13 protein-coding genes are annotated in these 15816 nt (G+C 42.9%); 3 read left to right on the forward strand and 10 right to left on the reverse strand.

Annotated elements, in window-relative coordinates; all coding sequences use genetic code 11:
* Positions 1-105: 105 nt before the first annotated feature.
* Both L4D09_RS01350 and L4D09_RS01355 read right to left on the reverse strand, forming a co-directional pair.
* On the reverse strand, positions 106-801 hold the full coding sequence (locus L4D09_RS01350) for a TIGR01621 family pseudouridine synthase (RefSeq protein WP_428455689.1): 696 nt from the start codon (positions 799-801) through the stop codon (positions 106-108).
* 141 nt (positions 802-942) lie between these two features.
* Positions 943-2376, reverse strand: a complete 1434-nt coding sequence (locus L4D09_RS01355) for a sodium-dependent transporter (protein WP_428455690.1) — start codon at positions 2374-2376, stop codon at positions 943-945.
* A gap of 365 nt (positions 2377-2741) precedes the next feature.
* Here L4D09_RS01355 and cls point away from each other — a divergent pair, with 365 nt between their 5' ends.
* The gene (gene cls, locus L4D09_RS01360) at positions 2742-4199 is read left to right on the forward strand and encodes a cardiolipin synthase (RefSeq protein ID WP_428455691.1); all 1458 of its coding nucleotides are present in this window, start codon (positions 2742-2744) and stop codon (positions 4197-4199) included.
* Between the two features lie 105 nt (positions 4200-4304).
* Here the strand turns inward: cls and L4D09_RS01365 are convergent, their stop codons facing one another.
* Genes L4D09_RS01365 through L4D09_RS01385 form a run of 5 tightly spaced genes read right to left on the reverse strand, consistent with a single transcriptional unit; the run spans position 4305 to position 8644 of the window.
* Positions 4305-5150: a nitrilase-related carbon-nitrogen hydrolase gene (locus L4D09_RS01365; RefSeq protein WP_428455692.1), complete on the reverse strand. Its 846-nt coding sequence runs from the start codon at positions 5148-5150 to the stop codon at positions 4305-4307.
* Between the two features lie 56 nt (positions 5151-5206).
* On the reverse strand, positions 5207-6094 hold the full coding sequence (locus tag L4D09_RS01370; RefSeq protein WP_428455693.1) for a glycine betaine ABC transporter substrate-binding protein: 888 nt from the start codon (positions 6092-6094) through the stop codon (positions 5207-5209).
* Between the two features lie 9 nt (positions 6095-6103).
* The gene (locus tag L4D09_RS01375) at positions 6104-6835 is read right to left on the reverse strand and encodes an ABC transporter permease (RefSeq protein ID WP_428455694.1); all 732 of its coding nucleotides are present in this window, start codon (positions 6833-6835) and stop codon (positions 6104-6106) included.
* 3 nt (positions 6836-6838) lie between these two features.
* Positions 6839-7960: an ABC transporter ATP-binding protein gene (locus tag L4D09_RS01380; RefSeq protein WP_428455695.1), complete on the reverse strand. Its 1122-nt coding sequence runs from the start codon at positions 7958-7960 to the stop codon at positions 6839-6841.
* 27 nt (positions 7961-7987) lie between these two features.
* The gene (locus tag L4D09_RS01385; protein WP_428455696.1) at positions 7988-8644 is read right to left on the reverse strand and encodes an ABC transporter permease; all 657 of its coding nucleotides are present in this window, start codon (positions 8642-8644) and stop codon (positions 7988-7990) included.
* Positions 8645-8972: 328 nt separating this feature from the next.
* Between L4D09_RS01385 and L4D09_RS01390 the strand changes: the two genes are divergently transcribed.
* Both L4D09_RS01390 and L4D09_RS01395 read left to right on the forward strand, forming a co-directional pair.
* Positions 8973-9464, forward strand: coding sequence for a putative pterin-binding protein (locus L4D09_RS01390; RefSeq protein ID WP_428455697.1), 492 nt, complete (start codon positions 8973-8975; stop codon positions 9462-9464).
* 11 nt (positions 9465-9475) lie between these two features.
* A complete protein-coding gene (locus tag L4D09_RS01395; protein WP_428455698.1) occupies positions 9476-10606 on the forward strand; it encodes a diguanylate cyclase domain-containing protein in 1131 nt (376 codons plus the stop codon).
* Positions 10607-10667: 61 nt separating this feature from the next.
* Here L4D09_RS01395 and yiaY read toward each other — a convergent pair whose 3' ends face one another.
* The 3 genes from yiaY to L4D09_RS01410 all read right to left on the reverse strand — a co-directional run bounded on the left by yiaY (position 10668) and on the right by L4D09_RS01410 (position 15812).
* Positions 10668-11816 carry an L-threonine dehydrogenase gene (yiaY, locus tag L4D09_RS01400; protein WP_428455699.1) on the reverse strand — a complete coding sequence of 383 codons (1149 nt, stop codon included), beginning with the start codon at positions 11814-11816 and terminating at the stop codon, positions 10668-10670.
* A 350-nt stretch (positions 11817-12166) separates the two neighbouring features.
* Positions 12167-13675: a lytic polysaccharide monooxygenase gene (locus tag L4D09_RS01405; RefSeq protein ID WP_428455700.1), complete on the reverse strand. Its 1509-nt coding sequence runs from the start codon at positions 13673-13675 to the stop codon at positions 12167-12169.
* Positions 13676-14057: 382 nt separating this feature from the next.
* On the reverse strand, positions 14058-15812 hold the full coding sequence (locus L4D09_RS01410; protein WP_428455701.1) for a bifunctional protein-serine/threonine kinase/phosphatase: 1755 nt from the start codon (positions 15810-15812) through the stop codon (positions 14058-14060).
* Positions 15813-15816: the final 4 nt, after the last annotated feature.

The raw sequence follows: 15816 nt of genomic DNA on the forward strand, positions 1-15816 counted from the left end.
TAAGCGGCAACCAAACCAGATTTAATGTCATTAAATATCCACTTCAGCTAAAAAAGCAATGTAAGAGGGTATTTCCACACATCAAAACCATATAACCTGATTACTTTATGACCTTTTTATTTTGCTTGGTATTACCGGCCAATCGAGAGTCCAAGGTTCGGACCATTGCTGCAAAGTTTGCACTGTCTCATCAATACCCCACAGCTCACCCACTGTTGGAGCACAAATAAATTGCCACAGCTCCCCCTGGTATGGAAAACGCAGCGCATAGGCATGTAAATAACCGCGATCTAAAGGTTCGCAACCGTAAATACCGTCCCCGGCAATACCAGAGCCAATACTTTTTAATGCCACACGAATTTGATGCGTTTTCCCGGTGTAGGGTTTGCACAAAAATAATCGCCGACCGTTACCTGCTGCAGTCGAGAAAAATTGAGTGACCGCAGGGTTTTCTGTACTCGATTCCAACTTCCAGCTACTTCGGCGAGAACGACTCATGTCGCCAATAATAATGCCTTGTTTTTTCTTCGGCTTTTTAGTCCCAATCGCGACATAATATTTTTCCACATCACGATTAGCAAAATTGGCAGACAATACAGCTGCAGCTTGCTTATTACGACCGAGCAACAACAAGCCAGAGGTCATCTTATCTAAACGATGTATGAGATAAAGCTGCTCGTCCCCACTCTGGTTGGCCACTTCTTGCAACAGCATGGTATCGCCGTCATCTTTGTGAACAGAAACGTTAGGGTGCTTGTTAATGACTAGGTAGTCGGGGTGAGTATGAAGGATATCGAACATAGCAATCTGGCTCCGATTTTGGAGCAAGAAGTATACCGAGTATTGTTTTTAAAGCCAGCTAAGGGCGTACTCTAACAACAAAAAAGCGAGAACCTCTACGGTTCTCGCTTTACTATTTAGAGTGACTGCTTGAAGTCAGGTTTACAGCTTCTTAGAAATTAATCCGCCGATACCGATAATCACCAAGCCCAGCACCATAATTTCACCTTTCCCGCTGTCAAAGCCGGCTTTCACACCTGCAATAGCAACGATAGCGATAGCGAAAGGAATCACGTACTTAACTAGGTTGTACCATAGGCCAAATAGTGGGAATTTAATCTCACCATCGTTAGTGATCTCTTTTTCTAGCTCACTACGGCTCAGACGCCAGCCTGCAAAGATACACACTAACATACCGCCCACAGCTAGGAAGATCTTATCAGTCAGCAAATCGAAGACATCAAAGGCACCAGTGTCGAACAACTGTGGTCCCGTACCGCCAAGAGACAGCGATGCGAACACACACAATACAGCCATTACCGCACTTGCAGAGAATACCGCCGTAGGACGCTTCATGCCTTTTTCGTCAATCAGGTATGAAACCACAACTTCAAGTAAAGAGACTGAAGATGTCAGAGCAGCAACACTTAGTGCAATAAAGAACAGTAGCGCAAGTAACAGACCAACAATACCGCCCATTTCAGCAAATAGCTGAGGAACGACAACGAAGATTAGACCTGGGCCTGCTGCTGGTTCCATGTTGAAAGCGAACATCGCTGGGAACATCGCTAGACCGGCAAGCAACGCAACACCAGTATCCATCGCTGTTACCATCGCCGTCGTTTGAACTAAGTTCTCTTTCTTCTTCAGGTAGCTACCGTATGTGATCATACAACCCATACCTAGACTTAGTGAGAAGAAAGCCTGACCTAGTGCAGCCAAGACAACGCTGCTGTCTACTTTAGAAAAATCTGGTTTAAATAGGAACTCTAGGCCAGCCGATGCGCCAGGAAGAGTAAGACCTTTAATTGCAACCAAGATTAAGATAGCAAACAGTAGAGGCATCAGGACTTTACCTGCTTTCTCGATACCGCCTGAAATACCCTTAATTACAACAAGAATGTTGAATACAAGGTATAGGCCCATCCACATCAAAGGTTGAACTGGATTAGAAATGAAGCTACCAAAGCTATCACCAATTGCTTCTGGTGTGCTTAATAGCCCAGATGAAATTTTATAGATGTATGCGATTGCCCAGCCACCAACGACTGGATAGAAGCCCATAATAAGCAGGCCGCTGACAACACCAATCACCCCGACGAATGACCAGCGACGATCCGTTGATTTAAAAGCACCTACTGCGGAAAGGCCTGTTTTACGGCCCACGGCAAATTCAGTCAGCATAACGCTGAAACCGATAAAGATAACGAACAATAGATAGATAAAGACAAAAGCACCACCACCACTCTCACCAGCTGTGTATGGGAACTTCCAAATGTTACCTAGACCTACTGCGGATCCTGCCGCGGCCATTACGAAGCCTAATCTTGACCCCCAATTCTCACGGGGTGCTGTGGTTGTATTACTATTCGCCACGTTCTCTCCAAAATATTCTGTTGTGTGTGCTTGAGATAGGCGTCAGTTATATTCTGTAAACTTTATTGTACACTTATAAAATGTGTTTTTGACGCTCTATAGGTAGCAAGTAAAACAGGTTGCGATTAGAATGTGAAGGCCATGATCATACTTTTTGATCATTAACTGCTTTTTTTCCACTTTTATCATCATATCGCTTATTTTTTACACGCCCGCATTAAGTTCCTGTTACATATGTCATACATATCAGCATAATTTTCTTTACGACGTTCAATGATCTTTCTCTGCTTTGCGCGTTATTTCGCTGGTATTCCTACCGTTTCAATGCAGAATAGGTAATAACAAAACTCAAAAAAATCATTTAAATGGAACAGTTTTACCAAGTACTTACCTGGGTCGGTGTTTTCTTCTATTGGCTAATGATTGCTGCGGTCACGATGCGTGTTGTCTTTAAGCGCCGCGTCGTAGGGGTATCATTGGCTTGGCTTATGATTATCTACATCATTCCTGTGGGTGGTGTTATGGCTTATTTGTTATTTGGCGAACTGAATCTCGGGAAAAAACGAGCAGAACGTTCAAAAGACATGTTCCAACCCTTTGCAGACTGGTTTCAGCGCCTTAATGACTGTTCTGGGCACCAACCGCATTTAATGAGCGAGCACGCTAGGCCTATCAACGATCTTTGTGAAAACCGTTTAGGTATTCCAGCATTAAGTGGGAACACACTGTCACTACAAGATTCCCCACAAAAGATCCTTCGTTCTTTCATTGATGATATCAATCAGGCTAAATCGTCCATCGACATGGAGTTTTATATCTGGCACCCAGGAGGGTTAGCCGACGAGGTTGCAAGTGCACTTGTTCTAGCCGCTAGGCGTGGTGTGAACGTAAAGATCTTATTAGATGCAGCAGGCAGCTCGCGTTTTTTCCGCTCGCATTGGCCCAAACTAATGCGGCACGCAGGAATTGATATCACTGCCGCTCTGGCTGTAAGCCCTTTAAGGATGTTTTTTCGCCGATTGGATTTACGCCAGCACCGTAAAATTGTCGTTATCGATAGCGCCATTGGTTATACCGGTTCGATGAACCTCGTTGATCCAGCATTTTTCAAAACAGATGCGGGTGTGGGTCAATGGGTTGATGTAATGGTAAGAGTAACTGGGCCAACGGTATCAGTCATGAACTGTATACAGGCATGGGATTGGGAAGTCGAAACGGGAGATCGTTACTTACCTTCCCAACCTGAGTGTTCATTGCCGAGCACCAATCAAAATATCGATATGATTCAAGTCATACCATCAGGCCCAGGGATGCCTGATGAAATCATTCACCAAGTCTTGCTACTGAGTATTTATCAAGCGAAAGAAAGTGTTGTGATTACAACCCCCTATTTCGTACCAAGTGAAAACCTACTTCACGCGTTGAAAAGTGCAGCTGAGCGCGGTGTGATTGTCGATATCATTATTCCCGATAAAAATGACTCAATTATGGTGGAATGGGCAAGCCGATCATTCTTTACTGAGCTATTAACTGCAGGGGTCAATATTCATCGTTTTCATGGCGGGTTACTGCATACAAAATCCGTTGTCATCGATCGGAACCACTGTTTAATTGGTACCGTTAACCTCGATATGCGTAGCCTCTGGCTTAATTTTGAAGTAACACTTGCTGTTGATAATTTGGAATTTACCCAACAATTAAATTGGCTCCAGCAAGAATATATTAAAGATTCGTCATTAGTGAATAAAGAGGAATGGGAAAAGCGGCATATTACCAATAAATTAATTGAACAGTTCTTTTATATGTTTAGCCCATTATTATAAATTCTGAACCACTTTTGAATACGATGRTACTAGATATATCACTAGTATCATCGCTTTATCAATAATACCGGCAAGACATTATACTTGCGATATCAGCCGCTAACGTTACTTTCCAATGCGCTTCGCTAACAAATCAAGCATTAACCTTGAGTCTGCATCTCGAATTGTGGGTAACTGGAAGCGAGCTACCCGTGTATCTTCCAGCTTCAAATTCGCAGTAATTAATGCCTCTTCAGAACCTGCTTCAGCCACGCAGTTGCCAAATGCATCCATAATGCGAGAGCCGCCCCACAACTGACTATTCCCTTCACGGGCACAGCTATTGGCCATCAATAAAGGCACACCATAGGTCATTGAAATAAAATCAGTGTTTGTCTTCCAGCCCTGCGGGTTTGAGAACTCATCAGAAACAATATCGGCTGCTGAATTAACCGGGGCAAGCATAATTGCAGGCTTATCTAACATCGCAAGATGAGGCAGTGCTGGATTCCATAGATCCGCACAAATCAGTGTATGCATAGGCCAACCACTAATGGGTTCGCACATCGTTAGATCTTGGCCTTTGCTATACCATTTCGCTTCTTCTAATCCGCCATAGTTAGGTAGATTTATCTTGCGATGCACATGCAATGGTTGTTCTTTCTTTATCAGTGCCTGTGCATTATAGAATTCACCAGCGGCCGCTTCTTCAACAAAACCAACACTCACTGTCATATTACCAGCAGCTGCTGCGAGCTCATTAAACAGCGCATCAGTCACCGGCATAGCAACGTCAAGGGTTTGCTCTTTCAAACTATACCCAGTTAGTGATAGCTCAGGAAACAGCAATAGCTCAACGCCTTGTGCATGAGCCTGTTTAATATAGCTAAGGTGCTTTTCTCGGTTCGCTGTAACATCGCCTAGCACAGGGGCAATTTGTGCGATACCGACCTTCAATTCACTTTTCATCATATTGTTACCATTAAAAAGGCCAGCTAATGCTGGCCTTTTATTATTTTAGGCTTTTATTACAGCAAGTTATTCTGCTGTAAAAACTCACGTGAGGCGCGTTCAATCGAGACACCATCAACATCAACCGTTGCATTTAATGTCGACATAATTTCATCGTCCATTAACGCAGATAATACGTTAAGCTGCTCAGCAAGTTGAGGATGCTTATCTAACGTATCCTGGCGTACAACAGGTGTTAACGCATAGTTAGGAAAGTGATTGCGGTCATCTTTTAGAACATAAAAATCAAACGCTTTAACACGCCCATCAGTCGCAAACACCATAGAGATATCAACAACGTTCTGTGAGAGAGCTTGATACACTAGGCCTGAATTCATCTTACGAAGATTATGACGAGGCAGCGTAAAGTTATAAGCTTCTAACAGAGACTTCAAGCCATCTGGACGAGCCGAGAATTCAATGTTCGTTGCAAGCTGAGCATCTTGGCCATCTTCGGTTTGAAGCCAGTCCATCATATCGGTAATTGATTCAATGCCCTTTTCTTTGGCAAAGTCCTTACGCATTGCAAGTGCATAGGTATTATTCGCCAATGACGGATTCAACCATACTAAGCCCACTTTCTGATCGAGCTCTCTTACACGCAGGTAAGTTTCTGCTGGGGTCAGCTTATCAACCACCTTATTAAAGGTCACCAAACCTGTACCGGTGTACTCCCAGTACAAGTCAATTTGGCCATTCAACTGTGCGGTACGCAACACGGTCGAACCCATGCCATCACGCTGATCAACGTCATAGCCCAGGTTAGACAAGTACTGCGCCGTCATTGAAGACATAATCAACTGCTCGGTATAACCCTTACCGCCAACAACCAGCTTGCCTGCCGCTATGACTGATGCAGAGCTGAGCAATGCAACAGTAGCCAATAAAGAAATAATGCGTTTCATTGTTGCCTCTTACTTACGATTAGGGTTAACGCCTTTACTGACGACAAAGTAAGTCAGCATGCCCAGAAGAATATCCGCAATCAGTGCTAACACTGCAGTTGGAATCGCACCAGCAAGCATCATTGGCGTATCATACAAGTCGATACCCGCAAAAATCAGTTCGCCTAAGCCTGTACCACCAATCTGGAACGCCAATGGCACCGTACCGATATTAATCGCAATTGCAGTACGCACACCTGCCATGATCACATACATCGCATTGGGCAACTCAACTTTCATCAGCTGCTGCCAAGGTGTAAGGCCGATCCCTGTTGCCGCCTCTTTAAGGTGCGCAGGAACCGAAAGTAAGCCCGTATAGGTATTACGCAAAATAGGTAAAACCGATGCAAACGCTAACGCGAAAACGGCAGGCTTATCACCTATACCTAAAAAGCTCATCGATAGTGCTAATACAGCGAGCGTCGGTACTGTTGTACCCACGTTAAAAATCTGCATCACAATATCTGCAATCTTACGGCAAGACGGACGACTTAAAATCACCCCGACCGGAATACCAATCATCACCGCAATAGAGCCCGAAATCAGGGTTAGCTTGATGTGGTGACCAGATAAATAAACAATTTCATCCCAGTAATAGATAAATTGTTCAATAAACCCAGAGGACTGCGCCCAGATTCCAAGCGTAAAGACAACCAACATCAGTAGAGCATTGATGTAAGGGCTCAGATTAATTGACTTCATCCCTTACCCCTTCGTTCGGAAGCTTGCTCCCAGGTGGTGTGTAATACCACGCTGTGAAATTTCACCACACAAACGGCCCTGATCATCAACCACGGCTAACCAGCTAATATCATGTGCAAACATTTTCGAAACAACCGCACGTAAATCCTGCTCTTGCTTCATTAGAATTGGCAGGCCATCAAAGTGATCACTACACAATCCACGCTGGCTCATAGCAACAGATTTGTTAATAACGCCCACAGGCTGATGCTGGTTATTCACCATCACAATCATGCCATGGCCGTACTCTTCCATACGCTGCTTAGCAACTTCAAGGTTATCGCTTGGCATCACTGTCGGCACATGGTTTTCCATTACCTCACCGGCTGTAGAAAGCTGCAGGCGCTTCAAGGTGCGATCGGTACCGACAAAGTCAGAAACAAAGTCAGTGGCTGGATGTGCCAGTAACTGATCTGGGCTTGAGTATTGCTCTAGCTGACCATCACGGAAAATGGCAATTTTATTCGCCATTTTCACCGCTTCATCAATATCATGTGACACGAACATGATGGTTTTTTTCAGCTCTTTGTTCATTTTCAGGAATTCTTCCTGAATGACTTCACGGTTGATTGGGTCAATAGCACCAAAAGGTTCATCCATCAAAAGGACAGGTGCATCTGCCGCTAGCGCACGTACCACACCCACACGCTGTTGCTGCCCGCCCGAAAGTTCATTCGGGTAACGCTTCATGAAAGCGTTCGGATCTAGTGCAACCATATCGAGCAAATCTTTAGCACGCTGAGTACAACGTTTTGCGTCCCATCCCATTAGTTTCGGGATAAGGGCAATATTTTCTTCAATCGTCATGTTCGGGAACAAACCGATTTGCTGGATCACATAACCAATATTACGGCGCAGCGTAACTGTATCGATACCTGTCGTATCTTCACCGTTGATCAAAACTCGGCCTGATGTTGGGGTCACCAAACGGTTAATCATTTTTAATGTTGTCGTTTTGCCACAACCAGAAGGGCCAAGTAACACACAGATTTCGCCAGTTGGAACTTCCATATTGATATGGTCGGCAGCCGTCACCACGCCCTGTGGTGTTTCGAAAATTTTTGTCAGGTTCTCAAGTTGGATCATGAAAACACCCTCTTAATTCGTAATACTTTAGCCGTGAACAACGACGCCTTTCGGTGTGAATTTCTTCTGGATTTTAGCCAGAAAAGTGTCAGCAAAAATGGCTAACAGGCTGACGGTAACCGCACCAACAATCAACTGACGCGGATCAGACTGGCTGATACCACGAGCAATGAAAGTACCGAGGCCACCAGCACCGATATAAGTTGCAATGGCCATTACACCAATGTTCATCACTACCGCCATACGAACACCCGCCATAATGACAGGAATGGCTAGCGGAATTTCAACAAGGCGTAAACGCTGCATATTGGTTAAGCCAATGCCACGAGCGGCTTCACGTAGTGCCGGGTCAACGTTAGTAATCGCGGTATAAGTGTTACGAATAATGGGTAGCTGCGAATACAACAAGACTGCAATAACTGCAGGTAAATAGCCGATCCCTTGGCCGATAATTGACAGCACGGGGATCATGATCCCAAACAATGCAATAGATGGAATCGTAATAATAATGGACGCAACATACAGCACGATATTTGCTGCACGTTGATTCTGGGTGATTGCAATACCAATAGGCACGCCAGTTAGCATCGCTAAGCCAACAGCTAAGCTAACCAATGACAAGTGCTCTACAGTACGAGAGACAATGACATCCCAGTTGTCCAGAACGAAATTGAAAATTTCCAATTTTCACTCCTGGATAATTGAGTTAAACACAGATTGTTTTCAGGTAGTCTCTTTCGCAAAACTCAAGAGACATAGATACAACCAAGGGTTGTTAATAACAGGGAGACCCTGACAGACATGACGTAAGCCATGAGTATCATTCAACGCAAAACGATTTATAGAATGACAAAAGAAGGGGCGATTCTAGTGAGTAACTGGATCGACCTCAAGGTTTTTCAACTTTTATTTTGATCTACCCCCTTAAATCTTGACTTTTTTAGCCGTATTCGACTGCTGTCTTCCTATAAACAACTACACTATATAAAAACAAATAAATAAGGTTTTTAAGATGCTGGCAACACAACTGGGACGTGTTACACTTTTAATGTCGTTATTATTTTTTCCATTATTATCACTAGCTTACACACCACCATTAACATTGTCAGGTGCAACCGCCTCTGGTGAAAAAATATCAATTACGCTTGAGCGCAGCAAACTGGAGACTTTGCCGCAAAGTAACCTATCGACTCGCTTGCCTTGGTTTGAAGGTACAGCTGAATTTGAAGGCGTACTACTGTCAGATTTGCTTAACATATATTCTCTGAGCTATAAAACCATTACAGTAACAGCATTAAATGATTATCAAGTTGATGTTTCTCAGCAATATCTTGATGAATTTAACCCTCTAATAGCTATCAAAAAAAATGGAAAATATCTAAAAGTTAGAAACTATGGCCCTTATTGGTTAGTCGCCTCAATTGATGCTTATCCGGAACTTGCTCAAACAGAGCACCTGGGGAAAATGGTGTGGCAAATAGAATTTATTGAAACGAAGCAGTAATTATTAAAATAATGCTAACTAAAAAAAAGTCTATCAGGGCAGTATTTTTTCTCGTCATCCCACTTCTGATGTTCAGCATTATCGCGGCAATAGGATCGCTAAAGCACACATCTAACATTATTGCTAAAAGCCAAAACGAAGCTATTTGGTATGTACTTCAACTTTCTAAAGAATATGCAGAGTTTAACTATCAACTACGTAGCTATCAGTCTCAACATAGTGACTATAACGATATGATGCTGCAATATGAAATTTTATGGAGTCGATTTAAAACCATACTCATTAATTCAGAGATCATCCATTTACACTCCTTCAGTGGTGCGCAACAAGAGTTGATCGAGCACTATCGTTTTATCCAATCCATAGAAAGCGATTTAATAAACTTACCTACCACTCAAAATATACAGCCAATCTTAAATACGGTTCGTCACGATTACGACGATTTAGTTATCTTTCTTAATCACAAGTTTCGACTTTCAAGTGGCGAATTAGCTAAGCAAGTTAACGCCGTAGATAAAATGGAAATATTGATTCGTTACCTATTCATTGCAACACTGCTATTTGGCATTATGATTGTTTTTATTCTTTATAGAGATTCGCGCCTTCACCACAAATTGGCAATGAATGACTCGTTAACCGGTGTTCATAATCGCTTATGGCTCAATAATAAATTAATTAGCCTAACCGAAAGTAAGACTCCGTTTACTTTTTACCTTATCGATTTAGATGGTTTTAAACAAATAAATGATACATTAGGGCATCAAGCGGGTGACGACTTATTGATAGAAATTGCAACTCGATTAACAACCCTAAACTGTAGACACTTTAAAGTGGCTCGTATGGGAGGCGATGAGTTCGCCGTCATTGATCTATGTCAGCCGAAAACAGGAAAGAAGTCATGTATTAGTACACAACTAATTAATATATTCAAACAGCCTGCCTACTATGCTGGTAAGGAGCACACGATTTCTGCCAGCATTGGTGCTAGTGAATACCCGGTCACAGCGCAAACAATACCCACGTTATTACAACAAGCTGATTTTGCTATGTACGAAGTAAAACAACAGGGAAAAAATGGCTTGCTGTATTTTACTCACCAAGCCAAACAAAAATTAAACGATCAGCTTCAATCTCACCATTAAAAAAGCGGCATTTAAGCCGCTTTTTATATACCAACGTTACTTTCAATCCCAGGTTATTGCATTACAGCGCAGCTGCAAAAATCCCCGAAATGTCTTCATGCGTTGCTTGTTTAGGGTTGGTAAAACCACATGCATCTTTTAATGCATTATCAGCAAGGATGGTAATATCTTCAGCTTTAGCACCCAGCTCGGATAAGCCAGCCGGAATACCAACGTCTTTTGATAGAATTTGGATAGCTTCCAATGCAGCTTCTGCACCTTGCTCTGGCGTCATACCTTCAACGTTTACACCCATGGCTTTTGCCACATCACTTAGGCGCTCAGGGCAAACCTGTGCATTATAACGCTGAACATGTGGCAGTAGTACCGCATTACAAACGCCGTGCGGCAAGTCGTAAAAACCACCTAACTGGTGTGCCATCGCATGAACGTAGCCTAGTGAGGCATTGTTAAATGCCATGCCCGCCATAAACTGGGCATAAGCCATTTGCTCACGCGCTTCAATGCTCTGGCCATCGTTAACTGCCGTACGTAAGTGAGCCTGAATAAGCTCAATGGCTTTAATTGCCACCGCATCGGTAATCGGTGTCGCTGCAGTAGACACATAAGCTTCAATCGCATGCGTCAGTGCATCCATACCTGTAGCAGCTGTTAGAGATGCTGGTTTGGCTAGCATCAATTCTGGATCATTTACCGACATTAGCGGCGTGGTATTTTTGTCCACAATTGCCATTTTAATATGGCGCGCTTCATCGGTAATAATACAAAAGCGCGTCATTTCTGATGCAGTACCTGCGGTGGTGTTAATAGCAATCAACGGCAGCTGAGGTTTTGCTGACTGATCAACACCTTCATAGTCACCAATCTTGCCACCATTTGAAGCGACCAGCGCAATACCTTTGGCACAATCATGTGGAGAACCGCCACCCAGTGAGATAACAAAGTCGCACTGACCTTCTTGCAACAGTGCTAAGCCTGATTCAACGTTACCTATGGTTGGGTTTGGTTGTGTCCCATCAAAAACAACAGAGTCAACATTTCGCTCAGAAAGCAAATCGGCAACTTGTTTCACCATACCAATTTGGCTAAGCACTTTATCCGTTACAATCAGTGCCTTCTTGAAACCATGTGCCTGTATAGCATCAACTGCTTCTGTTAGGCAGCCTGCACCCATTAGGTTTACTGCTGGGATAAAAAATGCGCTACTCATGATGATTTCTCCATATCTATCAAATACTAATTACTTTAACCCTCTTATCAAAATTGATGACAAACGGGTTACCTGTAATCAGTCTCTTCTCTACTTCTCGCTATGATCTAACACTGCTATCTTGTGCAGCAATTTGATCTTGCTCAATCTATGTTTTTCTCCGCGGCATTGATAAGAAGTAATTTGAGCACGATCAAATAATCAACACGTTGAGTATATATATTGTCTACCATAGGAAACATTCAGTTTCATCTAGACAATAAACCCTATTGAGAAGTGTGAGATGGCTGGCATAAAAAAACGCTGGACTATGCCAGCGCTTTCAATGTCTTAGTAAATTAATCTACGACTTATTGCTTGATCCAAGCATCCTGCCAAGCAGAACCAAAACCCGGCTCATAGTGAGCAGCTGAATCGATATTACACCAACCACCCTCAGGGAATGGACGACACTCGTAAGTGCTTCCATCACGGCCTAATACCACTGTTTCACCTGGTACATAACTACCGATCCCTTCTGGGTATTCGAAATCATAGTCACCACCACCTGAAGACTCTTTAATGGTGATCGACTGAGCAGTTATCACTTCATGCTCTGTGCTGCCTTCAGCAGCAGCTGTTACTTCAACAGTAAAGCTACCGAGCTGTGTTGTGAGAACGCTAAGCACAATATTACCATTATCAACCGTATCTGTTGCTGATGTAACTTGTTGACCATTGCTATCTAGCAGGTTCATATTGATGCTGTAATGGCCTTCAGAACTAACCGTCGCATCAATCAATGTTTTACCATCACTGCCTTGCGTATATTCTGACTTCAGACCCGTAACTTCAACCGGTGCTGGTTCAATAACATCACCGTCACGTATATCTAGCGCATATCGATAGTCAGGGTTGGTTACATACACTTTATTAGCATAGAGATCTGACTGATCATAAGTGATCACTCCTGACTGCTGCTCAATACCCACCTGAGTAATCGTTTTATGTTGCTCATTAATCAGCTGAGCAAGCTCATATGACCAAGCATGAATATCTTGATTTTGAGCGGTTATCGGCAACTTCTCTTCAACAATTTCAGAACCGTTTTCATTGAAAATACGATACAGAATATGATCGCCGACATCAGCGACTAAACCTTGCTGAACATAAGAGCCTAGCTCGCTCCATTCAGGTGGCGGCGCATCGCCTTCAAATTTAATATCACTACAGTTATAGAAACCTTCACCGCCACCATCAGTTCGTTGCCAGCGAGTAAATAACGTTGCTTCGCCTGTGCGACCTGCTGGCATGGTAATATCCATAAGGTAGAAATCATCACTTCCGATACGTACTTTTTCTATATTGCCGTACTCGGCAATCAGCTCAACATCATCCCAACCTAAACGGCTGTAAGCGGCATTATAAGATGGCTTAGATAAATAGATTTCCCAATAGCTTGGGTTATGCGGCGCGGTCGCCAAAAACTTCATTTGGATCGTTTCACCCGCTTTTAACGTTGTGCGCTGCCAATCTGCAGAAGCCACACCGATACCACTTTTCTTGGCGTCTGCGCCATAGCAAAGTTGGCCATCTGGCACGACGGCTTTAACTGCATTCTCATCACCGTGATTCATGACAATCGCTGCGTATTCATTTTTTTGTACAAATGGGTAAGTGCCTGACTCTAGGAATGTGGCGCGACACGCTGCATTAGGGATCCCGGAACCATCTGTTGGCCAGTCATACCCACCGTCTTCATAACAAAACATTTGGCGTGCTTTAGGGAAATCGGTCCAACCATGTGCACTTACCTGAAATGAAGTAATGGCAGCCATTACCGTTGCTGCACCAACTGACAAAGGTATTATTTTTTTCATTGTAAACTTCCATAATTATTGTAAGGAAGTCAACTGCCCGCAGGAAAGGTTAACCACTGCTTTTCCAGTATCTACTAATAGTTGGTTTATAGGTAACTCAATCATCCAATGACCGCATTACTATAAACATGCATTTATTATCGACTTTACTAGACATAGACGTTCAGCTGACGCCTATATTTATAGGCATTATTTTGCATTGCACAAAACAATCAGAATATATATGGAAGGATGATCTCAATTATTTTTAGTTAATTAATAAGTTATATGCATTAATGAAAGTGGCCATGATTAATTAATATAAATATTTGATAAAATCAGACTGCGTATAGGTATATCGACCCTTTTATTCCGAACGATAAACTTTATAAAATAACCTACTCTACAGATAAAGTTGGATTGCAATAATGACGGTTAAAATCACACAAATAACTTTCCAAAACAAGACCGGATCTTTTTTTATCAGGGGTAAATTAGCACCGTCTAATAATAGACTCTCACAGGGAGTAGAAAGTTCAAACTCTAATTCAGTAAAAGCCTGATAGCGGTGTGTATCCTCAGGATGGCACCCCTTTTGGACAACGAGATCAAGCCAAGGTGGTAAATCATCCCGATATACTTTCAGTGACGTATACGTTATTTTTTTATTAATACCTTTCTTAGATTCAGCAACAGGGAATACATTATAGGGGTACTTCCCAGTTAACATTTCATAGGTTATAACCACGAGCGAAAACATATCTGCTTTAAATGTCGCTTTTCGGGTAGCCAAACATTCAGGAGATATATATTTCAAATCACCAACGGGTAACTCCTCTTTTATTGGTGAACCTATTTCATTAAGTCCGTCAACTTGAGCTGCACCAAAATCAATAATTGTTATTTTATTTTTTCCATTAATGATTATATTTTCTGGCTTAAGATCACGGTGTACAATACCATTTCGCTGAAGCACTCGTAACGATTTTATTATTTCACTCACAATCACCCTTACTTTATCTAGTTCAGGTGTTGGGTTGTCATACATCCACTGCCTTAAGGTCCTTCCTTCAATATATTCACAAACGTGATATAAGAAAGAGGATGACCTTGAATGAGGGTGTATTTTCATCACACTAGAATGTTGTATTTGCTCACCAACCCAACCTTCACGAACAAATGCTTGTAAATATTGATAATCATCCTCACAGTTTATTGATGGTGTCTTTAGTACGTATGATTTACCGTCAAATAAGCTGCTAGCAAGATAAACATGACTACGTGTACCGCTATGAAGTACACGTATAATTTCGTATTGATCAATACGATTACCCACCTCCATAACAGGAGGTATCGCCCTTTTGGTCAGATCGGTAATGGTTTCTTGCAGACTCATCGTTGGCAAGTCATCAATCCGTAATAATAAACAGCTCACATTATCAGTACTACCTGCTACCAGTGCCTGTTCTATCACATCCTCAGCAAGTCGCTCTGGATCTACCCTATTTTTCCCACCAGAGATCACCGCCACAAGTTGGGTATCCGACAACCAGTCATGCACCCCGTCAGTAGTCATCAACAACCAATCTCCCTGCTCTAACTTAAGCTGTTGGAAATCAACTTCAAGGTGGTTATCCATCCCTAACGCTCGGGTAAGAAAGCGGCGAGTACCTATATGCCGCCGACAGTGATCTTGGGTTACTTGAACAAAACGTCCCGCGCGATAATGGTAGATCCGGCTATCACCAACATGGGCGATATGTGCCGTATTCGATTTGATCACCACAGCTGAAAATGTGGTGATCAAACCATTGTGGGTGAGTTGATGCTGATCGCCATGGGCAAATAACCACAGATTGAGTGCATTCAGTACTTTGGCAACAGTATGCCTAACCCCCCACGTAGTAGGAGCAGCATAATAGTCATCAATAAACTGAGTCACTGCCGTATGGCTCGCCTGCTGGCCATAGTCACTGCAGCTGACACCATCAGCAATGCAGGCAACAACGCCCTTATGTTTCAGCTCCGCCTGCCGTTTGGGGATGCTGACAGCAAATGCATCTTGGTTGGTCGCCCTAACACCAGCAACGGATTTGCCCCCCATCTGCACCTGTAAAACAGGTACCGTTGCTGCCAACTTACTTTCAGTGACTGACATAACT

Source organism: Photobacterium makurazakiensis, assembly GCF_050336715.1.
Classification (GTDB): Bacteria; Pseudomonadota; Gammaproteobacteria; order Enterobacterales; family Vibrionaceae; genus Photobacterium; species Photobacterium makurazakiensis.

What these genes read in the sequence shown, in the direction of transcription:
- L4D09_RS01350 (WP_428455689.1), bottom strand. Translation starts at nt 801, where the DNA reads ATGTTCGATATCCTTCATACTCACCCCGACTACCTAGTCATTAACAAG.
- cls (WP_428455691.1), top strand. Translation starts at nt 2,742, where the DNA reads ATGGAACAGTTTTACCAAGTACTTACCTGGGTCGGTGTTTTCTTCTAT.
- L4D09_RS01365 (WP_428455692.1), bottom strand. Translation starts at nt 5,150, where the DNA reads ATGATGAAAAGTGAATTGAAGGTCGGTATCGCACAAATTGCCCCTGTG.
- L4D09_RS01370 (WP_428455693.1), bottom strand. Translation starts at nt 6,094, where the DNA reads ATGAAACGCATTATTTCTTTATTGGCTACTGTTGCATTGCTCAGCTCT.
- L4D09_RS01375 (WP_428455694.1), bottom strand. Translation starts at nt 6,835, where the DNA reads ATGAAGTCAATTAATCTGAGCCCTTACATCAATGCTCTACTGATGTTG.
- L4D09_RS01380 (WP_428455695.1), bottom strand. Translation starts at nt 7,960, where the DNA reads ATGATCCAACTTGAGAACCTGACAAAAATTTTCGAAACACCACAGGGC.
- L4D09_RS01390 (WP_428455697.1), top strand. Translation starts at nt 8,973, where the DNA reads ATGCTGGCAACACAACTGGGACGTGTTACACTTTTAATGTCGTTATTA.
- L4D09_RS01395 (WP_428455698.1), top strand. Translation starts at nt 9,476, where the DNA reads ATGCTAACTAAAAAAAAGTCTATCAGGGCAGTATTTTTTCTCGTCATC.
- yiaY (WP_428455699.1), bottom strand. Translation starts at nt 11,816, where the DNA reads ATGAGTAGCGCATTTTTTATCCCAGCAGTAAACCTAATGGGTGCAGGC.
- L4D09_RS01405 (WP_428455700.1), bottom strand. Translation starts at nt 13,675, where the DNA reads ATGAAAAAAATAATACCTTTGTCAGTTGGTGCAGCAACGGTAATGGCT.
- L4D09_RS01410 (WP_428455701.1), bottom strand. Translation starts at nt 15,812, where the DNA reads ATGTCAGTCACTGAAAGTAAGTTGGCAGCAACGGTACCTGTTTTACAG.